Source organism: Photobacterium sp. Hal280 (assembly GCF_037162255.1).
GTDB lineage: Bacteria > Pseudomonadota > Gammaproteobacteria > Enterobacterales > Vibrionaceae > Photobacterium.
The window spans coordinates 307,206-331,578 of the sequence record NZ_JARLUO010000005.1 but is presented as its reverse complement, the minus strand read 5'-3'; the positions used below and the strand labels follow the sequence as shown (position 1 = coordinate 331,578).

The window sequence follows — 24,373 nt, the reverse complement described above, 5'->3', positions numbered from 1 at the left end:
TGATGCAGGTAGCAACACAGGTTGCTAACTCTGAATATCTGTTATTTCTTTCTCTTCTAAAAACTACCCCGGGTGACACCCGGGGCAGCAAGCAGGGCAAGCGGTTGTGCCTGCCCTTGTCTTATTATTGGTTGTAAAGCTTGGCAATCGCACGTTCCAGACGGGCCAGACCTTCTTCGACATCCGATTTTTCAATCACCAGAGAAGGCGTGAAACGCACAACATTGGTACCGGCTACCAGCACCATCAGACCTTCTTCGCCGGCCGCCAGCAGCACATCACGTGCACGGCCCTGCCAGTCTGCATTCAGGGCTGCGCCCAGTAGCAGGCCCTTACCGCGTACTTCGGAGAAGATAGGGTACTGAGCATTGATTTTCTCAATCCCGTCGCGGAACCATTGCTCACGCTCTTTGACACCGGCCAGGACTTCCGGCTTGCTAACTTCCTCAACCACAGCCTCAGCCACGGCACAGGCCAGCGGGTTACCGCCGTAGGTAGAACCATGGGTGCCGATTTTCAGGTGCTGAGCCAGCTCAGTGGTGGTCAGCATCGCGCCGATCGGGAAGCCGCCACCCAGCGATTTCGCTGTGCTCAGGATGTCCGGCGTCACGCCCAGCCCCTGATACGCATAAAATTCACCGGTACGGCCGTTACCCGTCTGTACTTCATCAAACACCAGCAGCGCATTGTGTTTGTCACACAGCTCACGCACGCCCTGGATAAATTCCTGGGTCGGAGAGATGATACCGCCCTCGCCCTGCAGCGGCTCCATCATCACCGCACAGGTGCGGTCAGAGATATGTGCGGCCAGCGCTTCCAGATCGTTATACGGCAGGTGCGTCACCGCCTGAGGTTTTGGACCGAAGCCGTCAGAATACGCAGCCTGACCACCTACGGTCACAGTGAAGAAAGTACGGCCGTGGAAACCTTGCTTAAAGGCGATGATTTCATCTTTTTCCGGACCGAATTTGTCGGCAGCATAACGGCGCGCCAGCTTCAGCGCGGCTTCGTTCGCTTCGGCGCCAGAGTTGGCAAAGAAGACTTTCTCAGCAAAGCTGACTTCCGTCAGTTTTTTCGCCAGGCGCAGGGCCGGCTCATTGGTCATGACGTTGCTCAGGTGCCAAATTTTCTCACCCTGCTCTTTCAGTGCTGACACCATAGCCGGGTGACAATGGCCCAAGCAGCTCACCGCGATACCACCGGCGAAATCGATGTACTCACGATCATCCTGGTCCCACACACGGGCACCTTTACCTTTCACCGGGATGATTTGCATTGGGGCATAACAAGGTACCATGACCTCATCAAAGGTTTGACGTCCTACTTTTTGATCCGTCGCCATTATACTTTCCTTCTGTGTATATCGCTTTGCGCATAGTATTTACATAATTTTAACCGATTCCAATAGCAGAAAATGTTTTTCCTTTGCGGAAAGTGCGTCATATAACTGCGATGGATACATATTTATGCGTGAGTAAGGAAAACTTATTAAGACGATTTTGAGGAAAGGTGTTTTTCCCTGTAGGAATCAATGCCCCTGTGGATGATTTGACGAAATGCATAAGCTTGCGACAAAGGCCGGATGAATATTTTTTGGCCAATGTTAAGAAAAGTGATACAGATCGCGCTTGTGAGACAGCCAAAATCGCCCAAAACACCCATTAGTAAGACTAATGGGACATTAGCCAGACCGCATTTGACAAGGCCTGACAGCGAAAAAAGCAAAATCCAAGGAGAGAGAAAAACCGGTTTCAGCGACGCAGAAAATTGGCCAGCAACTGATGCCCTTGTTCAGTGAGAATACTTTCTGGGTGGAACTGAACCCCTTCGAGCGGCAAAGTGCGGTGGCTGATGCCCATGATCTCATCCGGCTCGCCGTCTTTTTCTGTCCATGCCGTCACTTCGAAACAGTCCGGCAGCGTCTCGGGTTGAACGACCAGCGAGTGATAACGGGTTACCGTCAGGGGATTATTCAGGCCGCAAAACACACTGCGGTTATTGTGTCGCACCGGGGAGGTTTTGCCGTGCATAACTTGCCGGGCGCGCACCACTTTGGCACCAAAGACCTGCGCCATCGACTGATGCCCCAGGCAGACGCCGAGGATCGGAAATTTGCCCGCAAAATGGGCAATCGCCGCCAGCGAGATCCCGGCATCATCCGGGGTACACGGGCCGGGGAAATCACCAGATGGGACGGTGCCAGCGCGGTTATCCCCGCCAGATCAATCTCGTCATTACGGACCACCTTCACCTCAGCGCCCAGCTCACAGAAATACTGGTACAGGTTGTAGGTAAAAGAGTCGTAATTATCAATGATCAACAGCATAAGGATCCCTGCCCTGGCAAAATCGGCGCCCTATTTTGCAACAGAGAGGAGAAAGGCAAGCAGGATTGCCTCCTGCCAGCCTTTTTCACCCCAAAAGCGCGGGATCAGTGCTTCATCTGACAGCTGTCACCGTTATACACAGCTTTCAGGCGGCCGGTTAAGCGCAGCGGCGCGTAGCTGCAGGGCACTTCGAACACCCCGTAAGCCAGCAGGCTCAGGCTGACCTGATCGCCGGCACCAATGCCGACATGGTTCAAGAAGCGATTATCCTCACGGTAGCGACGCTGCTTGCCCGGCATCAGCCATGTTTGCGTACTGTCCCAGTACCAGCGATTAAACACCGGATAGACAGGATGGGCACTCTTGTTTTTGAAAGTCAGCTGGAAACCGCGGTTATCCGGCTGTGGATAGCGCAGACTGACCACCACAGGATCATGATCTGAGGCTGAATAAGGCCCGGTTGATTTCACCAGATCCCCTGTGTGCTTGTCTGAGTATTCAAACAACGTACTTTCGACCGAATTGATGTGCCACTCTTCGACCCCGGCGACTTTGCCGGCCAGTGACAGATTAGCCAGCGCGTGATCCAAACTGCCCAGCTCTCCGTCATAGCTGTAAGAATAAGCCGGCGTGTCGTGGCCTTGGTCGGCCAGATTCACCAGCCCCAGCCCTTGACCGGCTTCGATGCCCTGTTCATGCAGCACTTTGCCGGCCACTGAGGTGCCGGACGCCGACACTATCTTGCGCTCGGCACTGGCCGGATCATAGTCGGTCAGGATACGGATCGGATCTTCCTTGGCGTAGGCATTCATATCGCCCAGCACCAGCAGATCGCCGTCGATATTTTTCAGCGCTTCAGACAACACCATCGCGGCAGAGACCCGGAACGCATTACAATGACCCTGCAGGTCCGCCGGATCGCTGTCAAACTCGCCGCTGACCCAGTCTTCGTAACAACCTGAGCCTTTGGATTTCAGGTGATTCACCACCACAGTCAGCGGTTTGGCCCCCTGAACACCTTTCACCGTAAAGGACTGCATCAGGCTGTCGCGCTGGAAGACCTCCAGCTCTTTGACCTCACCTTGCGGATTAGTCCCGGTCAGTTGCTGCTTGGGCAGTCGGATCACCTGAGCAGCCTGAGCCGGCTCTGCTTTGGCCGGACGATAGATCAGCGCCACGGTAATGGCGTCTGTCCCGAGAAACTGGCCCTGATGCATCTCGGCCGGGTCAATGGTGATATAGCGGTAATGGTCAGCCGGATCACTGAACTGCTGGTTCAGCGTGCTGACCAGATTGGCCAGCGCACTGTCATCGCCAAAGCCGTTGTTTTCCATTTCCATGATGCCGACGATATCGGCATCCATGGCGGTGAGCGCATTGACAATCTTCGTGCGCTGCAGCTGGAAATCACTCAGGGTTTTGGCACCACGGTTGCACCCCTTGGCCGCATCGGCATCGGCCTGATCTTTACATCTGGCATTGAGCGGACCGCCGATATCGCTGTCGCTGGTGAAGAAGTTGAGCACGTTAAAACTGGCGACTTTCAGCTGCGTCTCCGGCACCGCCTGCGGGGCCAGGGTGCGATCGTCGTGGTGGATAAAATCCGCCGCCGATACGGTATTGGTCGGGATCAGACGGTATTCGCCGTAGCTGTAGCCAATCACCCCCTCAAGGTTCACAACCGTATCACCCACCCGAACATAGCCCTGCTCGGCATCCAGACCCGGGAAATAAGGCATCACGCCATCCGGTGCTTTGGCGTCCGTGTCAATATAGAGCTGATTGCGGTCATTCGCCGCGGCCAGGGCTTTGGCTTGCTCGCTGCCGGCCACATAGAGCTGGGTCGGTTTCATTAACGGCGCCGTGTGTGACAGCACCATATTGTTCCGGTACGAGGCGTAATCGAAACCAAAATTGCGGGTCACTTTCAGCTGGCTGTCTGTCACCAGCCGGACACGCATGCCTTCATAGCGCTCCATGGCATCAGCCAGCTGCTCACCGTCTCTGACGGTAATGGCAACCGGTGCCGGTACAACACCGGGGGCCTCAATCGCCAGCTGGTCCTGCTCGGCCAGCAACTGCGTCAGGTCGTAATGCTCTTTAACCCTGGCTTTGAGGCACACCGTCATGCCCGGCTGCACATCCGCCGCCACCTTAGTGCCGGTGTAGACAAAGATACCGTCAGAAGTGTCAGGGTTGTCATCACCCTGCAGATCCTGCATGAAGAAGCCTTTGTAAAGGCTGGTCGCTTTGGCCGTCACCACCCCGCGCACGTAATAAGCCTCCGGGCTGGTGTACTGGCCCTCAGGGATCACCGGGCTCTTGAGGCCGTCTCCCTGAAGCTGATAAATCGGGGTCAGGGTTTGCGTGTCACAGCGAAAGGTATCGGCCATTGCCGACACAGGCAATAAGCCCATCGCAGCCGCCAATGGCAAAAGTGTGGTTCGTAACATGTCTGCAATCCTTTACATTTATTGAGAGCTATATCTAAAAAGGAATGCATTATTTAACAGGTATACATCTCATAAATGTGACAACATTAACAAACACCACACATATGCATCATGTGACGTCATTTTAGTGATCTTACTCTAAAAATCAGCAGAGGTAATTTGCGGTAAACGGGCACAAAAAAAGCAGAAGGTGCTGCCTTCTGCTTACATTTGTACGCTGAATGAGATTGGCGATTAAGGACGGGTGACAAAACCCACGGCCTGGTAGACCTTCTTCAGCACCTCGGCGGCACGTGCAGAGGCTTTCTCGGCACCGGTTTTCATCACCTGATCCAGGAAAGCACGGTCTTCACGGTATGCGTGATAGCGCGCCTGAAGCGGTTCCAGCATCGCCACGACCGCTTCAGCGGTATCTTTCTTCAGATGGCCATACATCTTATCGCTGTATTCGGCTTCAATGTCGGCCAGGCTCTTGCCTGTCACACCCGACATAATCCCCATCAGGTTCGACACCCCAGGCTTGTTCTCGATATCAAACACCACGCGTGGCGGCTCTTCGGAATCGGTCACTGCGCGCTTGATCTTCTTGGTGATCGCTTTCGGGTCTTCCAGCAGTCCAATCACATTGTTGCGGTTGTCGTCTGACTTGGACATCTTCTTCAGCGGATCCTGCAGACTCATGACACGCGCGCCAACTGGCGGAATGTAAGGTTCAGGCACCACAAAGGTCTCGCCGTACAGGTTGTTGAAGCGAATCGCGATGTCACGGGCCAGCTCCAGGTGCTGCTTCTGGTCATTCCCCACAGGCACCTGATGCGCGCCGTACAGCAGGATATCTGCCGCCATCAGCACAGGGTACGAGAACAGACCGGCATTGATGTTTTCCGAATGGCGCTGCGATTTGTCTTTAAACTGGGTCATACGGTTCAGCTCACCCATCTGGGTGTAGCAGTTCAGCACCCAGGCCAGCTGCGCATGCTCAGGCGCATGAGACTGCACGAACAGCGTGCTCTTTTCCGGGCTGACGCCCACTGCCAGGCACAAGGCCAGCGCATCCAGCGTGGCTTCACGCAGTGCGGCCGGGTCCTGACGAACGGTAATGGCATGCAGATCCACCACACAGTAGTGGCAGTTGTACTCATCCTGCATTTGTTCCCACTGACGCAGCGCACCCATGTAGTTACCAATACTTAACTCACCGGAAGGCTGTACGCCACTAAATACAATGGGTTTACTCATGATGGGATATTCCTGTTTTTCCTAAACATATCCGGCGGCACCGATGCCGCCTGACAACAATAAGTGACCGGCTGAACCTGACGCCGATCGGGTCCACGCTGCGATTAGGCGATAGCCACCACATCCAGCAACTGGCTGAACTGATCCAGTACCCGGTCCGGGTGACTGTCACTGATCGGCAGGCCATAGTTGTAGCCATAAGTCAGGCCGACAACATAGCATGAGGCCGCCTGAGCCGCCAGAACATCGTTGCGGGAGTCGCCGACCATCAACATCTCGCTGCAACTCAGGCAATGTTTTTCCATCAGCCAGTGCAGCGCGTAAGGGTCCGGCTTTTTCTTCGGGAAGGTATCGCCACCGATCACATCGGTAAAATACTGGCTGATCCCGTACTCTTCAAGAATGTGCGGCACGAACTGTGAGGGTTTGTTGGTGACAATCGCCATCGGGATCCCTGCCTGATGCAGGGTCTCCAGTGTTGCTGTCACCCCCGGGTACAAGACTGTCTTCTTATGGCCGCCTTCACGATAAAAGCGGTTAAACATCACCAGCGCTTGTTGATGCAGATCCGGATCCAAATCCGGGTCCAGCTCAATGCTCTGGCTCAGGGCGCGGCCAATCAGCGTCTCAGCTCCATTGCCTATCCAGGTCTGGGTCTGCGCTTCAGTCACGCCGGGTAAGCCCAGCGCCTGCATGGTTTTATCGGCAGCGTCAGCAAGGTCCGGCACACTGTCGAGCAAAGTGCCGTCCAAATCAAACGCGATAAATCGAATGCCTTCAATTTTCATGAACGCTTCACCTTGGCCAGTTCTGCCCGCATTTCGTCAATCACGGTTTTATAATCCGGCTGACCAAAAATCGCCGAGCCGGCCACAAACATGTCGGCACCGGCCTGAGCGATTTCACGGATATTGTCCACTTTCACCCCACCGTCGATTTCCAGCCGGATTTCACGGCCTGAGGCCTCAATCCGCTCACGCACCATACGCAGTTTGTCCAGTGTATGCGGAATGAAAGACTGGCCGCCGAACCCCGGATTGACCGACATCAGCAAAATCATGTCCAGCTTGTCCATCACATGATCGAGATAATGCAGTGGCGTGCCGGGGTTAAACACCACCCCGGCCTGACAGCCGTGGTCTTTGATCAGCTGCAGGCTTCTGTCCAGATGCTCTGTCGCTTCGGCGTGAATGGTAATCATAGTCGCACCGGCCTTGGCAAAATCCGGAATAATGCGATCCACCGGCTTGACCATTAAATGCACGTCAATCGGTGCAGTAATGCCATAGTCACGCAGCGCTTTACAAATCGGGGCACCAAAGGTGAGGTTCGGGACGTAGTGGTTATCCATTACATCAAAGTGGATCACATCGGCACCGGCAGCCAGCACTTTTTCAACGTCTTCACCCAAACGGGCAAAATCGGCAGACAAAATGGAGGGAGCGATCAGAAAATCCGTCATGTTCAGCCTCTGTACTTGAATAGGTTCCCGCGCGGTAGCTATACGGGGCAGTAAATGGGCAAAATTCTACCCGATATCCACCCCGATGTCTTACCGATTTGTTCCGCGGTCCTCTTTGTATTTACAGGCTAAGCTAAACCTAAGGGAAGCGAAGACGACAGGAGTCTGAAATGAAGGACAAGCCAGTGCCGAAGAAAACCAACCTGTGGCGCAGCGTGGGTGCTGCTCTGCTGGGAGTGCAGTCCGATCACAGCCGGCGACAGGATTTCAGCCAGCCCAGTGCCCTGCCCTTCATTCTGGCAGGACTGGCCGCGATTGTGTTGTTTGTCGGGATGCTGGTGATTATCAGTCGTTTTGTGGCGGGCTGAACAGCGCCAGCAGCTCGTCCACTTTATTGCGGCCACCGCCGTTTCGGCTGATGGTGCGCTTTACCCGCACCACGGACAAATCCGCACCGTGATACAGGCGGCGGGTCAGTGTGGTGTCGTGATTGGAAATCAACACCGGGATCTGCCTTTCTGTTGCCGCTTTTTCTGCCACATCGGCCAGTGCTGCCTGGTCGTCCAGGCTGAACCCATTGCCAGAATAAGAGGTAAAATTGGCCGTGGATGACAGCGGCGCATAAGGCGGATCGCAATAAATCACACTGCCTTTGCGGGCGCGGGAAAAGGTCTGGTGATAGCCTTCACAGATAAAGGTCGCTTTCTTGGCCTTTTCCGCGAAGTGATACATTTCTGCTTCCGGGAAGTAAGGCTTTTTATACGAACCAAACGGCACATTAAAACCACCTTTCTTGTTGTAACGGCACAAACCGTTAAAACCATGGCGGTTCATATAGAGAAAATACAGGGAACGCAGGTAGGTATCCTGAGTCTGGTTAAACGCTTCGCGGATAGCCAGATAGGCACCTTTTTGATTGTATTCCGGGGTGAAATACTGCCGGGCGTCTTCGATATAACGCTCGGGTTCATGCTTAATCACATTGTACAGGTTGATTAAGTCCGGATTGATATCAGCCAGCAGATAGTCGTCGTAGTCCGTGTTCAGAAACACAGAACCCGCACCGACAAAAGGTTCAACCAGTTTTCGTGCAGGTGGCAGATGTCGTCTGATGTCCTCGACCAGAGAAAACTTGCCTCCGGCCCATTTCAGAAAGGCACGCTGCTTTTTCATTTGGTTAACCTACCACCCATAACGACTGTCTTTTCAAAGGTGGCGGATTGTAACCTATTTCTCACCTGACCCATACTGCTTGGGGACAATTATCCCCCCAACAACTGAATTACTGCCGACCGGGCACCATGCGGTTACTGAACCCGGTCAATTTCACGGTGGATCTGAGTAAAAGATTTAACCCAAGGCTGCACCGATTGCACTTTCGCCGGTAACTGCGCCTGTGCCCGGCGGGCGGCAGCTACGCTGCTGTAATCGCCGGTGACCACAATATACCAGCGCACGCCCTGCCGCTGGGTCTGATACACCTGAGCAATCTCTTCAATCCCGTATTCATTGAGGAAACTGCGGGTGGCTTCCAGCGAATGCATGGCGGCCAGCTGCAGCGCATAATGACGGCTATTGACCGACTTGAGCGTTGCTTTATCTGCGGCCATGGCCGCCTGCAGGCCGGTCAGTTGCGGTGCGATTGGAGCCGCTTCTGCCGGTGCTGTGCGTTCAGGTTCAGCACCTTGCGTTTGCTCGGGCGCCGAAGCCGCACCGGGAATGCCGGTTTCTCCCCCTCAGCCACGGGAGTGTGAGCCGCCAGACTGAGCGCATCCTGAGCCGCCACTGCCAGCTCGCCTGAGCCACCGGTTTCCTGCTCGGTCATCATGGCATCCACCACATCTGAGGGCACCACTACGCGCTGGCCTGCGGTATTACTGCGGCCAACAGTCAATCCTTCAATCTTGACCGGCTCGGGCAAGATCTCCGCGTTGGCCTCGGCAGATGCGGACGACTCCGTTTCTGCGACCTGGCTGTCACTCTTGTCTGTGAGGTCAACGGCTGCGCTGTCCGTTGCAAGGGGCAGCCCGGCCTGCTCATCCGGTGACACAGCAAGGCCATCAGCCGATTGCGCCAGCACTTCATCTGCTGCAGTCATCTCCGGGCTGAGTGATTCCGTATCGGTTTGAGATGATGCCGGCTGATCGGGAAAGTACCAGAACACCAGGCCGGCCGCCGCAATAACCAACAACAACAGCAAAAGTGCGGCTGGGGAAAAGGTTCTGGAGTTTGTATTGGCCATATTCGCCACCTCCGTGTGATTGAGTGCCGATAAAGCGCCGGGGGTCGGTGTGACCTCAACCGCCTGCGCTTTGAGTGCCCGACGTTGATTGGCATCAAGTGAATGGGTGGCCAGAACCAATTCCAGAAATGCCTGTACTTCCTGTTCAGGCAACAAGGGAATTTCCAGCTCCAGCGGCGCCTGCCCCTGACCATGAGAGACCTGCTGCAAGGCTTTGGTTAACCGGCCGGTCTGACTAAAGAGTAGTACATTGACCTGCCAGTCTGCTGACTCTTGTGCTTTTACCACCAACGCCCACAGCTCGCCAATCAGTGCCGGACTGAGCATATGTGCATCATCGATCACCAGCAGCAGCTCGACCGGTTTCCCGGCCAGCAGACGCTCGACACTTTGGTGCAGGGGATCACTGTCGTTAAACACGGCGCCCGGAATCAGCTGATTCAGCAATATGGTTCTGTGCTGGCTGTCATTCTGTGCCGGGTGACACATCAGCAAGGCCTGTCGGGTATGGTGAATACCGTCCGAGTCGGCCCATTGCTCAAGATAGCGTTGCGCCAGCCAGGATTTACCGGCCCCGGGTTCACCGCTGATTTGGATCAAATGGGAGCTGAATCGGGTCAGAAACTGTACCCGGGAAAGCAGTTGGATCTGGCTGTCCAGATCCAGAGACGTCAGAGAAGCGGCTATCGTCATGTATGATTACAACATCAGGGTTCTATCACCTGACGCAGGATGTCATTCGGTACATCAGAAACGACCTCAGCACGACCAATTCCAGTCGGTAATACCAGCCTGAGCTTACCTGACAACACTTTTTTATCCCGCATCATGTGCTTGATATAATGGTCAAAGTTCATAGTTTCCGGTGCAACGACCGGTAGGTCAGCTTGCACCAGCAATGAACGGATTTTTCCGCTTCTGCTGATGTCATCAAACCTAACAGACAAGCCGTTTGTGCCGCTTGTACCGTACCGGCAGCAACAGCTTCACCGTGAAGCCAATTACCATACCCCATCTCAGCTTCAATCGCATGACCAAAAGTGTGACCTAGATTCAGCAGCGCGCGTACACCTGACTCTTTCTCGTCAGCGGCAACCACATCGGCTTTGATCTGGCAGCATCGGGCAATCGCCTGGCTCAGTGCGTTGGCATCCAGCGCACGCAGTTGATCCAGATGTTGTTCCAGCCACTGGAAGAAATCCTGATCCACAATAATGCCGTATTTGATCACTTCCGCCATACCGGCAGCAAACTCGCGGGCAGGCAGGCTTTTCAGACAGTCGGTGTCAATGACCACCGCCTGAGGCTGATAAAATGCCCCGACCATGTTTTTACCCAAAGGGTGATTCACGGCCGTTTTACCGCCAACCGATGAGTCCACCTGCGCCAGCAGGGTGGTCGGAACCTGAATAAAATCCACCCCACGCTGGAAACAGGCAGCGGCAAAGCCCACGACATCACCAATCACGCCACCGCCCAGTGCCACCAGCACCACGTCGCGTCCGTAACTGCCTTCCAGCAGAAATGTCATGATTTGATTAAAAGTATCGAGGGTTTTGTACTGCTCGCCGTCAGGGAGGTTGAGCAGGGCCACGTCCTTTGCCAGTGGACTGAGCGTGGCCTGCAGTGTGTCGGCATAAAGAGGGGCGACAGTGTCATTACTAACAATAACAACCCGTCGACCAGTCACAGAGGTGAAATAGTCCGGATCAGACAGTAATCCGGTGCCAATTGAAATATCGTAACTTCTCTCACCCAGACTGACTGTAATCCGCTCCATGACTCGTTGTTTCTCCGTCGTTAACGCTCTTCCAGCATTTTGATAATTTGATTAGCAACGACCTTAGCACTCTGGTCGTCGGTACGTACTGTGTAATCCGCTACTTCTTCATACAATGGATTACGCTCTTCTGCAAGCGCTTCAAGCACTTCACGAGGTTGATCGGTTTGCAGCAGAGGGCGCTTCTTGTCACGCTGAGTACGTGCCAGCTGTTTCTCAATGGTGGTTTCCAGATACACCACGATACCACGAGCTGACAGACGGTTTCGGCTCTCTTTGCTTTTCACCGAGCCTCCCCGGTCGCCAGGACAATGCCTTGCTCCTGGGTAAGATCGTCGATGACCGCTTCTTCACGGGCACGGAAGCCTTCCTCGCCTTCTACGTCGAAGACCCAGCTGATGTCGGCGCCGGTACGCTCTTCGATCACAGTATCTGAGTCAAGAAACTCCATATGTAACTGCTGTGCAAGGTGTCTGCCAATGGTGCTCTTACCGGCCCCCATTGGTCCTACCAAGAAAATATTTCGTTTTTCAGCCATGTTTAGCAAATATACGCGCGATTAAAAAATAGACAAAACCGCCCACAGGCTATTGATTTGCAAGCCTGAGGCGCCAACTTCCTCACATTTCATTCGTGATAAGACCGAAAATTATCTCAGGACTCACTGCTGTTTGGCAATAGCCAGTCTCAGTCAAGCGTCTAATCTCAGCAAAATAAACACCCCCTGCGCCTGCGCCTGGCCTCACTATCGGAGGATTTTCGGGGTCACGAAAATTAATAATTCACGTCGGGTATCACGTTCGAGCTCTTGCCTGAACAGACTGCCCAGCAGAGGGATATCCCCCAGCAAGGGAACTTTACGCACGGCCTGACTGAACTGGTGCTGGAAAATGCCGCCCAGGACTATGGTCTCGCCATTGTCCACCTGTACCTGGGTGCCTATCCGCTGGGTATCAATCGCCACCGCTTCCCCTGTGCCTGTCATCACTGTCTCGCCGGGCTTGTTCTGTGTAACTTCAAGATCCAGCACCAGCTTGTCATCCGGGGTGATCTGCGGCGTCACCATCAGGCTCAGCACCGCTTTCTTGAAGGAAACAGACACAGCACCACTTGACGAGGCTTCGAGATAAGGGATCTCTGTCCCCTGCTCAATATAGGCCATTTTTTTGTTCGTTGTGACCAGTCGGGGGCTGGAAATGATTTCTGCTTTCTCCTCAGCCTGCAGGGCCGACAATTCCAGATCCAGCAACTGATCCCCCCATCTTGCCACCTGAAAGGCGATTCTGGCAGCGCCAGCCTGAGCGCCGAGATTCACATTAAGATAATCACTGACATCCGGCTCAAGGTTATCGGCTCCCAACGCCGCCAGGTTTCCTTCAATGGAGCCCCCGATCGTCATGCTGCCACTGGTGTCTAACATCCCCCAACGTACGCCAAGATCCGTGATATCCTTTTCATTCATGCTGACAATGCGCGCTTCTATCTGCACCTGCTTGACCGGTTTATCCAAGGCGTCAATGATGGCAAGCAAGGTCTCCATGCTGTCCGCCACTTCCTTGACCACCAGAGCATTCGTTCTGTCATCCACATGCAATGCGCCGTGCTCGGTCAGCAACCCCGACTGACCGGGTTTACCCGCCAGCATGTCCGCTAAATCCGTGGCTTTGGCGTAACGGATTAGAATCACTTCGGTTTTAAGTTCCCCGCCCTCCAAAGGCTGGCGGATACTCTGCGGCTCCTGAGCGGCCATTGCCGCTCTTGGCGCCACCACCATAATATTGCCATGGCGCTGGTAGGCCAGCCCTTTCATCTGCAGCACAATATCCAGCGCCTGAGACCAGAGCACATCTTTGAGATTCAGGGTAATATTGCCCTGTACTTCATCGGAAACCACCAAGTTATGCTGCTGGTGATCGGCCATCACCTGTAATAACTGACGAACCGGGACATCCTGAAAGTTAAGCGACAATCGCTTGCTATTCGCTGGAGATGTTCCCTCAGACTCTGCCATTGCCGGGGCTGCACCAAGCACTGCGATCATGCAGTATGTCAGCATGAACAGTGCACAAATAATCTGCATGTTTTTCTTTCCTGAATAATTCTGCTCAGACCGGGGTCGGGAGAGGCTGTCTGGCGCGATCAACCGCCTACCGCTGAGACAGATGAAGAATATGATGAGTCACAACAGGGCAGCCGGGCACGCCGCCGGTCTGTAAAATCAGCCCTGTTTGCCCGGCATCCACGCTGAGCACCCTGACTCTGGGCCCGAGAACCTGATCTGGCCAGGCTTTGAACAGCCGCCCGTCCTCAGCGCTCAGCAGCGCCGCCCATCCGTGCTCATCCTTGACGCTGCCCTTCATCCTCAGCCCCTGAACCAGCATGTCTTGAGCCGATCCCTGACACGCTTCGGCTTCGGCTTCGGTCGCCATCACCTCAAAGCGCTGAAACGGAGAACCAAGCGGACTGCCGCTAAACACAGGTGCGTCTGCCAGGCTGAACCCTGTGGCGGGCACAGCCACCAACAGCAAAGCAAAGCTACCCATGCGGTAAAGAAAAAGACGGTAAGAAAGCTGACGGAGGCAAACAGTGATCATTGGCGCACCTCCTGTTCCTGGCCATCCCCCTGCATCGGGTCACCGGACGGCAGCGGCATCTGATACAGGTACGCACTTCCTGTCACCCGCAGCTCAGCCGATTGCCCGTCGACTGGCTGCATCGTCAGTTCACTGACCACCAGCAGCCAGCGCATGGATGCCAGCCGGGCGAACAATGTTCCTGCCGAGTCATAGTCGCCCTGCCAGGCAAAGCGCAAAGGCTGCACACTGTACCAGGGGTGAGTTTCCCTTTTTCCCCACCTGAGGTGCTGCAAGGTGACCCCAGCCGCCACACTGAGTGCTTCAATTTCAGCCAGTACTTGTGGCCAGGCTGATTTACCGGGTAACCGGGCCGCTTGCTGCCGGTAAAGAGCCGCCATTTGACCAGTCCGTTCAGCCCACTCAGGCAGCAACGCCGCCTGTACACGCTGCTGGTTAAGCTGTGCCCTCAGTGTCCGGGCTTGCGCTTGCAACGCATGCTCTTGTTCGATCAACGCTTGAATGCTCCAATGCCAAAACACCAGACTCAGCAGCCCCAGCAGCCCCAGACAGCCAGCCAGTTGATAACGCAGTGGCCAGTTTGGCATCGACTCCAGGGTCAGATCCCGCCAGTCAGTCATGAACATCCTCCAACAGCGGCGATACTAAAGTCATAGTGACTGAAAATCGCTGAAAAGCTCCATCGCCGACTGTGAGTGACTCATTCGCTCCCGCCGGGTTATCGCGTTGCACCGAATGCAACTGGCTGTTGCTCACCCACGCCTGGCGCTCAATCCGGGCCAGAAAGTCCGGCAAAGCCGCCAGTTGCCGGGTCTGACCGGCCAGCACTATGACATTGTCTTTCAGTGTCAGCCGCTCCAGCCCGGCGGACAGCGGCAGGAGATCAGGCAATTCACTGAGCAGATAAATCAAGGGAAAACGCGCATGATGCCAGCGGCTCAGCGCCGCCAAGCGAGACTGGTACATTTGATTTTGGCGCTGATAATCAGCCAGTTTGGCAAGATCGGGCGCCAGCGCGAGTATTTGCTGCTGAATGCGCTCGTGACTGCTTTTCTGACGCGCCACCCGTTCTCCGTGATAAAACCGCAAGCTCCCCATCAGCAGCGCCGCCAGCACCACAGTCGCCGCCAGGCAGTACCAAAACCGCCGGGCATGCGCGATGAACTGTGCTTCACGCCAGGGCAAGAGATTGATCGGGATCAGCATGACAACGCTCCTCTGATTGCCAATGCCGCCGCTCTGGCCCAGGCGGTACCCTTCGGCATCACCACCGCCGGCGAACGGCACAGCAAAGGAAACACCTGCCCTGGGGTCAAAAAAGCAACGGGCAACCCGCACGCTTGCTGCCACACAGCCAGTTCCTCGTCAGACAAAGGCCGGCCTGTCAGCCACAGTCCGGTTAATGGTGATAGGGAATGATAATGTTGCAGTTGCCGGAGCAGTTCCGATGAGGGCGCATTACCAGGCCGGCTCAGCATAAAGGTGCGATGCAGTGGCAGGCTGTGCGAAAAGCCTGCGGCCAGATCAACATCCTCAGTACCTAAACAGACCAGCGCCGGATTGCCGCCCATTGTTGTGATTGCCTGCCGGTGACAGTATTCCAGCAGCCATAAGAGTGCACGCGCCTGCAATTCCATGATCACCGGCTCAAAACCGGCCTCACGCACATGCTGGGTTCTTGCATCAACGGCAGTGGTTTTGGCCGCAAAGACCTGAAAACGCAATCCGCTGTCTGTGGTCTCCTGCTCGGGAAATGAGGCTGGATAATAGTCCAGACTCAGCGCCTCGGGCTCCATCGACAAGGTCCCCGCCAGTATCTTTGCCAATTCGATTCCGATATCCTGACCCCAGCGTTGTTCCAGCGTAAGCTCTTGCTGCACCACCTCATTGTCCGGCAGTGACAGCACAGTGCGAGCAGCGCGCTTTGGAAGCAGCGTCCGTATTTTACGCAAGGCTGACAACAAGATAGGCCCGGAAAGGCTATTGTGATGGAGCCCGCCACCGGGGGACGCCCCGGCATGTCCGACAGGAGAGAAAGCGACTTCAGCGTAATGCAATAACGCAAGCCGCCCTTTATTTTGCTTAAGCACGACCGCCTTTACACTATGGTGACCGATATCTATCCCGGTCCAGACTGGCTTGTGCAACATGGCGTGGTATGCTCCCCTGGTAAAGACAAGGCAAAATTATTCGAATAAACACCTCTGACGGCGTTAAATTTATTTGAGTTATCTTTATACTACTGACTGAAATAGCGCGGATGGCCAAACGAAGGTGTAACGGGAATTCTCAAGTGAAGTTCATAAAGCGATTATTTATTTTTGCAATCATTTGCATCATTCTTGGAGTCAGCACGATTTTTGGTTTCTACCTGTATCTGAAACCGGATCTCCCTGATGTCGCAACGCTTAAAAACGTTGAGTTACAGACACCTATGCAGGTCTACAGTGCTGACGGCGAACTGATTTCCCAGTTTGGTGAGAAGCGCCGTATCCCGCTGACTCTGGATCAAATTCCTCAGCAGATGATCAACGCGGTGATCGCGACTGAAGACAGCCGCTACTATGACCACCCGGGTATTGACCCGATCGGCATCGCCCGTGCAGCCTTTGTGGTGGCGACCTCAGGATCGGCCAAGCAAGGCGCCAGTACCATTACCCAGCAGCTTGCGCGTAACTTTTTCCTCAGCAATGAGAAAAAAATCATGCGTAAAATCAAAGAGATTTTCATCGCCGTTCATATTGAACAGTTGCTGAGCAAAGATGAAATCCTGGAGCTGTACCTGAACAAAATTTACCTGGGTTACCGGGCATACGGCGTCGGTGCGGCGGCACAGGTCTATTTTGGTAAAGACGTCAGCCAGCTGACACTGAGCGAAATCGCTATCATTGGCGGCCTGCCGAAAGCGCCTTCCACCATGAACCCGATTTACTCGCTGGATCGGGCAACCACGCGCCGCAATGTGGTCTTGAGCCGGATGCTGGATGAAGGCTACATCACCCGCACTGAATTCGAACAGGCCAAAGCTGAACCCATCGTTGCCCGCTATCACGGTGCGGAGATTGCGCTCAATGCCCCTTACTTTGCAGAGCGCGCCCGAGCCTGGATGCTGGATCGCTACGGCGAAGATGCCTATACCTCAGGGATGAAGGTCTACACCACTGTCAATCCCAAATTGCAGCGGGCGGCGCAACAGGCCGCCATACAAAACCTGATGGATTATGACCAGCGCCACGGTTACCGTGGGGCAGTGGCCACCCTGTGGATGCCGGAACAGGCGGTGTGGGATGAGCAGATGATCCAGGATCATCTGGCCAAACAGCCAAGCTACGGTGAACTGGAACCCGCCGTGGTGGTGAAGGTTGACCCGAAAAACGCGGAAGTCGTCCTGCGCAGCGGCCAGCACCAGCATCTCGACTGGGACGGCATGAAATGGGCGCGCCGCTTCATTACCGACTCCAGCCAGGGCCCGGCACCGAAGTCCGCGACTGAGATCCTGGCACCCGGCCAGCAAATCTGGGTGCAACACAAAGGCGAGAGCTGGGTGCTGAGCCAGGTACCCGATGCCAACACCGCCTTTGTTGCCATTTCGCCATACAATGGCGCCGTGCAGGCCATGGTGGGCGGGTTTAACTTCGTCCACAGCAAATTTAACCGGGCCACCCAGTCCATCCGCCAGGTCGGTTCCAGCATCAAGCCGTTTATCTATTCGGCCGGTCTGAACTCGGGCATGACGCTGGCAACCCTGATCAACGATGCACCGGTGAACAGCTGGGATAAAAGCATGGGCACCGCCTGGCGTCCGAAAAATTCACCGCCGACATACAATGGCCCGACCCGCCTGCGTATCGGTCTGGCCCAGTCGAAAAACGTGATGGCGGTCCGCGTCCTGCAGGACGTCGGGCTGGACGACACCATCAGCTACCTGACCCGCTTTGGTTTCAAGCGTGAAGATATCCCGCGGGCAGAAGCCATTGCGCTGGGTGCCGGCAGCCTGACTCCGCTGGAAATGGTGCAGGGCTTCTCTGTGTTTGCTAATGGCGGCTACTTTGTTGAGCCCTATTTCATCGAACGCGTGGAAGATGCCTACGGTAATCTGGTGTATCAGGCCCATCCGAATGTGGTCTGTAATGATGATTGCCAGCGCAAAGAACAGCTGGCTGGGAACCATGTGGTGGCCAGCCGCGCTGTGATGCATGACATCGCCATCAGTGAAGAAGAGCTGGGCCCGACAGGCAGTGCTACTGAAACCGATCAGCAACCGATTCGCATCGCACCACAAGTGGTCACCGAGCAGAACGCTTTTCTGGTCCGTGAAATGCTGGAGAGTAATATCTGGGGCGGCGGCGACTGGCGCCACGGCAGTGGCTGGAACGGCACAGGCTGGCGGGGTCAGGTACTGAAACGTCGTGACATCGGGGGTAAAACCGGCACCACCAACGATTCCAAAGATGCCTGGTATACAGGGTTCGGGCCGGGGATTGTCGCCACTGCCTGGGTCGGCTTTGATAATCACAGCCGCGAACTGGGTCGCACCAGCACTAACCCTAACATTACCGATGATCAAACGGCCGGTGCGGAAGCGGGCGCCAAAACGGCGCAACCGGCCTGGATTGGCTTCATGGAGCAGGCGCTGCAGGATGTACCGGAACAGCGCAAGCAATTGCCGCCCAACATCGTTCAGGTACGTATCGACCGTGACACGGGCAAGCTGACCAAAAAGAATGATTATACTTCTATGTTCGAGTACTTCATTCAGGGGAGTGAACCGAAAGAATATGTCGGTGAAGGGGGCAGCGACAGCGGCCTGTTTGAATCCGACAGCTCGGACGAACTGTTCTGATCCACTGTACTGAACAAGGATTCTCAACCACAAAAAAACAAGCGCGCCTCTGGGCGCGCTTGTTTTTTTGAATTAACTGTCCAGATGCAGGCTGATACTGCGCCTGATTTGCTCCGCCAGTTGCTCATAGCGCCCTTTCAGCGGTGAGCCGGGACGGTAAGCCAAGGTAATTAAACGGCTCGGTTCAGGATCACAGGCTTTGAGATAACACACCCCATCGCGTTTAGCCGTATGAGGCGTCGCCAGCTTAGGCAACAAAGTTATCCCACTGCCGGCCGCCACCATATTGCGCAAGGTTTCCAGACTGGTTGCTTTGAAACTGCCGTCCTCTTTCGCACCGGCGGCAAAACAAAACCCCATCGCCTGATCCCGCAGGCAGTGCCCATCCCCCAGCATCAGCAGGGTATGGCCATTCAGCTCCTGCATCGGCAACTCATTTCTGTCTGCCCAGGGATGCCCTTCCGGCACCGCCAGCACCATAGGCTCATGGTAAAGTGACAGCTCTTTGAAATGCTCGCTTTCTTTGACCGCGGCCAGAATGATGCAGTCCAGTTTGCCTTCTTCTAATTGCTGCACCAGCACCTGAGTCTGCGCTTCATGCAGATACAACTCTAACTGGGGAAATGCCGCTTTAAGTGCTGGAATAATCAGAGGCAATAAATACGGCCCGACAGTAGGAATAAAGCCGACATGCAGCGGGCCGGCCATGCTTTCCCCCTGCTGACTGGCCATTTCTGCCAGTACTTTAACTTCGTGCAGCACCTTTCTTGCCTGAGTCACCAGACTGAGCCCGACATCCGTAAACAGCACCTTGCGGCTGGTGCGCTCCAGCAAAGACACCCCTAACTCGGTTTCCAGCTTACGTATCTGCCCGCTCAGGGTCGGCTGACTGACAAAGCACGCCTCTGCCGCTTTTCGGAAATGACGGTGCTCAGACAGTGCCACCAGATATTCGAGATCTCGGATATTCATCAATCAGTTCCCATTTTATTTAATAGAAATTAACGATTGATAAGATAACAGCAAACGATTAGAGCTATCAATCCAAATTTCGCATACTAGCCCCATCAACAGGAACAAGACAAAAACGTTCCACAAAATATTGAAATCAAAATATCCAATAGGAGAACAACATGTTTAAATCAAAAGAAGGTCAAGCGATTCCACAAGTTACTTTCCGTACCCGTCAGGGCGATCAGTGGGTCGACGTAACCACCGATGAGCTGTTCAGCAACAAAACCGTAGTCGTGTTCAGCCTGCCGGGCGCGTTCACGCCAACTTGCTCATCCAGCCACCTGCCGCGTTACAACGAGCTGGCTTCTGTCTTTGCTGCACACGGCGTGGATGACATCCTGTGTGTATCTGTCAACGACACTTTTGTAATGAATGCCTGGAAAGCCGATCAGGACGCGGAAAACATTACTTTCATCCCTGATGGTAACGGCGAGTTCACCAAAGGCATGGGCATGCTGGTACAGAAAAACGACCTGGGCTTCGGTGACCGTTCATGGCGCTACAGCATGCTGGTGAAAAACGGCGTTGTCACAAAAATGTTTATCGAGAACGACGAACCGGGCGACCCGTTCAACGTTTCTGACGCTGATACTATGCTGAACTATATCGCCCCTGACCATAAACTGCAGGAGTCGGTTACCATTTTCACTAAACCGGGCTGCCCGTTCTGTGCCAAGGCGAAGCAGAACCTGATCGACAAAGGTCTTCAGTTTGAAGAGGTTATCCTGGGTAAAGATGCCACCACGGTAAGCCTGCGCGCTGTCTCTGGTCGCAGCACAGTGCCTCAGGTCTTTATTGGTGGCAAGCACATCGGCGGCAGCGAAGAGCTGGAAGCCTACCTGGCTTAAGCCATTCCCCAAGGCAGGGCTGAACGCCCTGCCAGATTGCACACCGTTGAACTGAATGTCGTTGGAGAGAAAAGATGAAAACCTTAACCGTGGATGTGGCCGTCATTGGTGGTGGTACGGCTGGCCTGGGTGCTTACCGCGCCGCCAAAGCGCACACTGACAGCGTAGTCATGATCGAAGGTGGCCCATACGGCACCACCTGTGCCCGTGTGGGTTGCATGCCATCGAAATTACTCATTGCCGCTGCCGAAAGCGTCCACAACATTGAAAAAGCCCCCGCCTTTGGTGTTCATCCGCAAGGCGAAATTCAGATCAACGGCCACGAAGTCATGGACCGGGTCAAACGTGAGCGTGACCGCTTCGTTGGTTTCGTGCTGGAGAGCGTCGATGAGATTCCGTCAGAAGACAAAATCAGCGGCTATGCCAGATTTGTTGATAACACCACACTTGAGGTCGACAACCACACCCGTATTGAAGCCAAGCGGATTGTGATTGCCACCGGCTCCCGTCCGGCCTATCCCGGAGCATGGAATGAGCTGGGTGACCGCCTAGTGATCAATGATGATGTCTTTGACTGGGAAGATCTGCCGGCCTCGGTGGCGGTATTCGGTCCGGGTGTGATCGGACTGGAGCTGGGTCAGGCGCTGCATCGCCTCGGGGTTGAGGTCAAGATCTTCGGTCTCGGCGGTCAGGTCGGTCCGCTGACAGACGATGAAGTCATGGCGTATGCCAATACTGCACTCAATGACGAGCTGTACCTGGATGCCGATGTCAAAGTCGAAAGCATGAAACGCATCGGCGACCGCGTTGAGATTCAGTTCCTCAATAAATCAGGCGAGCTGGAAACTCAGACGTTTGACTATGTGCTGGCCGCGACAGGTCGTCGCCCGAACACAGATAAGCTGGCGATTGAAAACACAGATATGGCACTGGATGAACGCGGCGTGCCGGTCGCCGATCATTTCACCCTGCAAACCTCGGTCGCTTCCATTTTCATTGCCGGTGATGCCAGCAACCAGCTGCCTCTGCTGCACGAAGCCGCCGATCAGGGCCGGATCGCCGGTGACAATGCCGGCCGCTTCCCGGATATTCGCGCCGGATTGCGCCGCTCGAAAATTTCCGTGGTGTTCACCGAACCGCAAATTGCCATGGTCGGGGAAAGTCGCCGCGAGATTACCGAGCGGCTGGGCAACTGCGGCTGCTTCGAGGTCGGGACTGTCTCGTTTGAAAATCAAGGCCGTTCGCGAGTGATGCTGCGCAATAAAGGCATACTGAACCTGTACGGCGAACATGGCACCGGCCGTTTTCTGGGAGCCGAGATGATAGGGCCCAATGCTGAGCACCTGGCGCATTTACTGGCCTGGGCGCATCAGAGCAAAATGACAGTGGCGCAAATGCTGGATATGCCCTTCTATCATCCGGTGATCGAGGAAGGTGTCCGTACCGCACTGCGCGATCTCAACGCCAAGCTGCATCTGGGGCCGGAAATGATCAAGCACTGCATGGACTGCGGCCCCGGCTGTTAATTCATCCTCGACACTGACGGGGAAACAATCACCACCGCCCATAGGCGGTGGTTTTGAAGATGACAAAAAAGCGCCGGATCACCGGCGCTTTTTTTATGTTTCATTCAAACACCTGACGATCAGGCGACGTTGACGCTCGGAATCACATGCTGCTGATCCAGCCTGACTTCCAGTGCCACCTCATCGCAAGCATGCTGACGCGGACACATGTCGCAGTCTTTCATCACTTTCTCAGGCAACAAGGATTTTGAGGTCGGAATAAACTCCTGCTTCATGAAAAATTCAGGCACACGGGTCAGCACAAACACCCGCTTAATCGCCATCTGGCTGGCTTTTTCCAGTAAATGCTGGATCAGAGCCTTGCCCTGCCCCTGGTGCTGCCAGCCCGCCTCAATCCCCAGCGAGCGAATTTCCGCCAGCCCTGAGTCATAGACATACAGCGACGCACAACCTGTGACCACACCCTGAGTTTCTGCCACCGCAAATGAGCCGATATCCCGCACCAGTTCATTCCGCGGACGCGGCAGGTTCTCACCCAGTCCGGCCCAGTAAGCCACCATGCCTTCAATGGCATCCAGATCGGTCAGCCGCGCTCCCCGTACTTTCACGCCCGGCGCATGGCGTTTCGACAGCCGTTTTTCCGTCTGAGAAATCGCGTGATCGACCTGATTGGGTGCCACACCGCCCAGCGCGCAGCGTTTCTCCAGACAGGACTCAATGGTCAGGATCGGGTACACATCCTCCGCAATCACTGGCGAGAAGGCTTTCATCTCCTCCAGTGACAGCTCTTCCAGTGCACAGCCTTTTTCAATCGCCGCCACGACAGCCACGCCGACGATATGGTGTGCTTCCCGGAACGGAATGCCTTTAGCCACCAGGTAATCGGCCAGCTCGGTGGCATTCGAATAGCCCTGCATCGCCGCTTCCAGTGTCCGGTCTTTGTTGACCTTGATACCGTCAAAGCACAGTGCGGCCATTTCCATGCATTCATGCCAGGTGTCCAGCGCGTCGAACAAGCCTTCTTTGTCTTCCTGCATGTCTTTGTTGTACGCCAGCGGCAACGCTTTAACCGTCATCATCATGCCCGCCAGTGAGCCGTAGACCCGGCCACACTTGCCGCGGATCAGCTCCAGCGCATCCGGATTCTTTTTCTGCGGCATCAGGGAAGAGCCTGAGGTCACCGTATCAGCCAGCTCAATAAAGTTGGACTCGCCCGAATTGTAGAAGATCATGTCTTCTGCCAGACGGGACAGATGCAGCATGGAAATCGACGCCGTCGACAGCAGCTCCATCACATGATCACGGTCAGACACAGAGTCCAGACTGTTACGGGTGGCGCGGTGGAAACCCAGGCTGTGCGCCAGGGCTTCCCGGTCAATCGGGTAAGCCGTACCGGCCAGCGCACCGGAACCCAGCGGACAGGTATCTAACCGGTGCAGCGCATCACTCAGACGGGAATGGTCCCGCTCAAACATTTCCACATAAGCCAGACACCAGTGGGCAAACGTCACCGGCTGGGCACGCTGCAGGTGGGTGTATCCGGGCAGCACTGTGGCCTGATGTTCACGGGCCACCGCGGTCAGCTGGCTTTGCAGGTGATCCAGCATCATGAGTAACTGGTGTCCCTGCTGACGGCACCACAGCTTGAGATCGGTCGCCACCTGATCGTTACGTGAACGCCCGGTGTGCAGCTTTTTGCCCAAATCACCCACACGATGGATCAGCTGCTGCTCAACCCAGCTGTGGATGTCTTCGGCGTCAGACTGGAGGATCTGTTGCGGATCCTCCATCACAGCCAGCTTGAGCTCATTGAGTGCCAGCTCCAGCTTCTGCTGCTCCGCTTCGGTCAATACCCCGACCTGACGCAGTGCTTTGGACCAGGCCACCGAGCCAACGATGTCTTGCTCCGCCAGGCGGTAATCAAAACGCAGGGAATCGTTAAACTGCTTGAACCGAGTATCTGCTGCCTGACTAAAACGTCCGCCCCATAGTGCCATGGTACTTCTCCTTTGCTGTACGACCGACTTGCTCACATGTCTTTGTTAG

Annotated in this window: 19 protein-coding genes and 3 pseudogenes; 4 read left to right on the top strand and 18 right to left on the bottom strand. The window is 55.0% G+C overall.

Going from position 1 to position 24,373, the window contains the following annotated elements; translation table 11 throughout:
- Positions 1-124: 124 nt before the first annotated feature.
- From P4S53_RS10630 to rpe, 6 genes and pseudogenes are all read right to left on the bottom strand, one after another.
- Positions 125-1,342, bottom strand: a complete 1,218-nt coding sequence (locus P4S53_RS10630; RefSeq protein ID WP_337112677.1) for an aspartate aminotransferase family protein — start codon at positions 1,340-1,342, stop codon at positions 125-127.
- 409 nt (positions 1,343-1,751) lie between these two features.
- Positions 1,752-2,326: pseudogene (locus P4S53_RS10625) on the bottom strand (aminodeoxychorismate/anthranilate synthase component II).
- A 104-nt stretch (positions 2,327-2,430) separates the two neighbouring features.
- Positions 2,431-4,779: an ExeM/NucH family extracellular endonuclease gene (locus P4S53_RS10620; RefSeq protein ID WP_337112676.1), complete on the bottom strand. Its 2,349-nt coding sequence runs from the start codon at positions 4,777-4,779 to the stop codon at positions 2,431-2,433.
- Between the two features lie 234 nt (positions 4,780-5,013).
- Positions 5,014-6,018 carry a tryptophan--tRNA ligase gene (gene trpS, locus P4S53_RS10615; protein ID WP_337112675.1) on the bottom strand — a complete coding sequence of 335 codons (1,005 nt, stop codon included), beginning with the start codon at positions 6,016-6,018 and terminating at the stop codon, positions 5,014-5,016.
- A gap of 104 nt (positions 6,019-6,122) precedes the next feature.
- A complete protein-coding gene (locus P4S53_RS10610) occupies positions 6,123-6,806 on the bottom strand; it encodes a phosphoglycolate phosphatase (RefSeq protein WP_337112674.1) in 684 nt (227 codons plus the stop codon).
- Positions 6,803-7,480, bottom strand: a complete 678-nt coding sequence (gene rpe, locus P4S53_RS10605) for a ribulose-phosphate 3-epimerase (protein ID WP_337112673.1) — start codon at positions 7,478-7,480, stop codon at positions 6,803-6,805. Before rpe ends, P4S53_RS10610 begins: the two co-directional genes overlap by 4 nt.
- Positions 7,481-7,650: 170 nt before the next feature.
- Here rpe and P4S53_RS10600 point away from each other — a divergent pair, with 170 nt between their 5' ends.
- Positions 7,651-7,848, top strand: a complete 198-nt coding sequence (locus tag P4S53_RS10600) for a DUF2970 domain-containing protein (RefSeq protein WP_337112672.1) — start codon at positions 7,651-7,653, stop codon at positions 7,846-7,848.
- On the opposite strand, the gene dam is transcribed toward P4S53_RS10600, so the two are convergent.
- From dam to pilM, 10 genes and pseudogenes are all read right to left on the bottom strand, one after another.
- Complete coding sequence (gene dam, locus P4S53_RS10595; RefSeq protein ID WP_337112671.1) at positions 7,826-8,653, bottom strand: adenine-specific DNA-methyltransferase; 828 nt, start codon at positions 8,651-8,653, stop codon at positions 7,826-7,828. The two genes, P4S53_RS10600 and dam, sit on opposite strands and share 23 nt — an antisense overlap.
- Before the next feature lie 134 nt (positions 8,654-8,787).
- Positions 8,788-9,090, bottom strand: a complete 303-nt coding sequence (locus P4S53_RS10590) for an SPOR domain-containing protein (RefSeq protein ID WP_337112670.1) — start codon at positions 9,088-9,090, stop codon at positions 8,788-8,790.
- A gap of 17 nt (positions 9,091-9,107) precedes the next feature.
- A complete protein-coding gene (locus P4S53_RS10585) occupies positions 9,108-10,415 on the bottom strand; it encodes an ATP-binding protein (RefSeq protein WP_337112669.1) in 1,308 nt (435 codons plus the stop codon).
- Positions 10,416-10,429: 14 nt separating this feature from the next.
- A pseudogene (aroB, locus tag P4S53_RS10580) lies at positions 10,430-11,502 on the bottom strand (3-dehydroquinate synthase).
- Positions 11,503-11,522: 20 nt separating this feature from the next.
- Positions 11,523-12,040 (bottom strand): annotated as a pseudogene (gene aroK / locus P4S53_RS10575) (shikimate kinase AroK).
- A 207-nt stretch (positions 12,041-12,247) separates the two neighbouring features.
- Positions 12,248-13,582 carry a type IV pilus secretin PilQ gene (locus P4S53_RS10570; RefSeq protein WP_337112667.1) on the bottom strand — a complete coding sequence of 445 codons (1,335 nt, stop codon included), beginning with the start codon at positions 13,580-13,582 and terminating at the stop codon, positions 12,248-12,250.
- A gap of 67 nt (positions 13,583-13,649) precedes the next feature.
- Positions 13,650-14,096 carry a hypothetical protein gene (locus P4S53_RS10565; RefSeq protein ID WP_337112666.1) on the bottom strand — a complete coding sequence of 149 codons (447 nt, stop codon included), beginning with the start codon at positions 14,094-14,096 and terminating at the stop codon, positions 13,650-13,652.
- Positions 14,093-14,716 (bottom strand): type 4a pilus biogenesis protein PilO, encoded by a 624-nt coding sequence (locus tag P4S53_RS10560; protein WP_337112665.1) that lies wholly within the window; start codon positions 14,714-14,716, stop codon positions 14,093-14,095. The genes P4S53_RS10565 and P4S53_RS10560 overlap by 4 nt, the downstream gene beginning before the upstream one ends.
- Complete coding sequence (locus P4S53_RS10555; RefSeq protein WP_337112664.1) at positions 14,709-15,302, bottom strand: PilN domain-containing protein; 594 nt, start codon at positions 15,300-15,302, stop codon at positions 14,709-14,711. The genes P4S53_RS10560 and P4S53_RS10555 overlap by 8 nt, the downstream gene beginning before the upstream one ends.
- Positions 15,296-16,246 (bottom strand): type IV pilus biogenesis protein PilM, encoded by a 951-nt coding sequence (pilM, locus tag P4S53_RS10550; RefSeq protein WP_337112663.1) that lies wholly within the window; start codon positions 16,244-16,246, stop codon positions 15,296-15,298. The genes P4S53_RS10555 and pilM overlap by 7 nt, the downstream gene beginning before the upstream one ends.
- A gap of 143 nt (positions 16,247-16,389) precedes the next feature.
- On the opposite strand from pilM, the gene P4S53_RS10545 reads away from it, so the two are divergent.
- A complete protein-coding gene (locus tag P4S53_RS10545; RefSeq protein WP_337112662.1) occupies positions 16,390-18,939 on the top strand; it encodes a penicillin-binding protein 1A in 2,550 nt (849 codons plus the stop codon).
- 72 nt (positions 18,940-19,011) lie between these two features.
- On the opposite strand, the gene oxyR is transcribed toward P4S53_RS10545, so the two are convergent.
- Positions 19,012-19,911, bottom strand: coding sequence for a DNA-binding transcriptional regulator OxyR (gene oxyR, locus P4S53_RS10540; protein WP_337112661.1), 900 nt, complete (start codon positions 19,909-19,911; stop codon positions 19,012-19,014).
- A 161-nt stretch (positions 19,912-20,072) separates the two neighbouring features.
- Here oxyR and P4S53_RS10535 point away from each other — a divergent pair, with 161 nt between their 5' ends.
- Positions 20,073-20,801 (top strand): glutathione peroxidase, encoded by a 729-nt coding sequence (locus P4S53_RS10535; RefSeq protein ID WP_337112660.1) that lies wholly within the window; start codon positions 20,073-20,075, stop codon positions 20,799-20,801.
- A gap of 74 nt (positions 20,802-20,875) precedes the next feature.
- Positions 20,876-22,327, top strand: coding sequence for a dihydrolipoyl dehydrogenase (locus P4S53_RS10530; protein ID WP_337112659.1), 1,452 nt, complete (start codon positions 20,876-20,878; stop codon positions 22,325-22,327).
- A 119-nt stretch (positions 22,328-22,446) separates the two neighbouring features.
- Here the strand turns inward: P4S53_RS10530 and argH are convergent, their stop codons facing one another.
- On the bottom strand, positions 22,447-24,324 hold the full coding sequence (gene argH / locus P4S53_RS10525; protein ID WP_337112658.1) for an argininosuccinate lyase: 1,878 nt from the start codon (positions 24,322-24,324) through the stop codon (positions 22,447-22,449).
- Between the last annotated feature and the right edge of the window lie 49 nt (positions 24,325-24,373).

What these genes read in the sequence shown, in the direction of transcription:
- P4S53_RS10585 (WP_337112669.1), bottom strand. Translation starts at nt 10,415, where the DNA reads ATGACGATAGCCGCTTCTCTGACGTCTCTGGATCTGGACAGCCAGATC.
- dam (WP_337112671.1), bottom strand. Translation starts at nt 8,653, where the DNA reads ATGAAAAAGCAGCGTGCCTTTCTGAAATGGGCCGGAGGCAAGTTTTCT.
- P4S53_RS10535 (WP_337112660.1), top strand. Translation starts at nt 20,073, where the DNA reads ATGTTTAAATCAAAAGAAGGTCAAGCGATTCCACAAGTTACTTTCCGT.
- P4S53_RS10530 (WP_337112659.1), top strand. Translation starts at nt 20,876, where the DNA reads ATGAAAACCTTAACCGTGGATGTGGCCGTCATTGGTGGTGGTACGGCT.
- P4S53_RS10600 (WP_337112672.1), top strand. Translation starts at nt 7,651, where the DNA reads ATGAAGGACAAGCCAGTGCCGAAGAAAACCAACCTGTGGCGCAGCGTG.
- trpS (WP_337112675.1), bottom strand. Translation starts at nt 6,018, where the DNA reads ATGAGTAAACCCATTGTATTTAGTGGCGTACAGCCTTCCGGTGAGTTA.
- rpe (WP_337112673.1), bottom strand. Translation starts at nt 7,480, where the DNA reads ATGACGGATTTTCTGATCGCTCCCTCCATTTTGTCTGCCGATTTTGCC.
- P4S53_RS10630 (WP_337112677.1), bottom strand. Translation starts at nt 1,342, where the DNA reads ATGGCGACGGATCAAAAAGTAGGACGTCAAACCTTTGATGAGGTCATG.
- P4S53_RS10565 (WP_337112666.1), bottom strand. Translation starts at nt 14,096, where the DNA reads ATGATCACTGTTTGCCTCCGTCAGCTTTCTTACCGTCTTTTTCTTTAC.
- P4S53_RS10620 (WP_337112676.1), bottom strand. Translation starts at nt 4,779, where the DNA reads ATGTTACGAACCACACTTTTGCCATTGGCGGCTGCGATGGGCTTATTG.
- oxyR (WP_337112661.1), bottom strand. Translation starts at nt 19,911, where the DNA reads ATGAATATCCGAGATCTCGAATATCTGGTGGCACTGTCTGAGCACCGT.
- argH (WP_337112658.1), bottom strand. Translation starts at nt 24,324, where the DNA reads ATGGCACTATGGGGCGGACGTTTTAGTCAGGCAGCAGATACTCGGTTC.
- P4S53_RS10590 (WP_337112670.1), bottom strand. Translation starts at nt 9,090, where the DNA reads ATGGCCGCAGATAAAGCAACGCTCAAGTCGGTCAATAGCCGTCATTAT.
- P4S53_RS10560 (WP_337112665.1), bottom strand. Translation starts at nt 14,716, where the DNA reads ATGACTGACTGGCGGGATCTGACCCTGGAGTCGATGCCAAACTGGCCA.
- pilM (WP_337112663.1), bottom strand. Translation starts at nt 16,246, where the DNA reads ATGTTGCACAAGCCAGTCTGGACCGGGATAGATATCGGTCACCATAGT.
- P4S53_RS10555 (WP_337112664.1), bottom strand. Translation starts at nt 15,302, where the DNA reads ATGCTGATCCCGATCAATCTCTTGCCCTGGCGTGAAGCACAGTTCATC.
- P4S53_RS10570 (WP_337112667.1), bottom strand. Translation starts at nt 13,582, where the DNA reads ATGCAGATTATTTGTGCACTGTTCATGCTGACATACTGCATGATCGCA.
- P4S53_RS10610 (WP_337112674.1), bottom strand. Translation starts at nt 6,806, where the DNA reads ATGAAAATTGAAGGCATTCGATTTATCGCGTTTGATTTGGACGGCACT.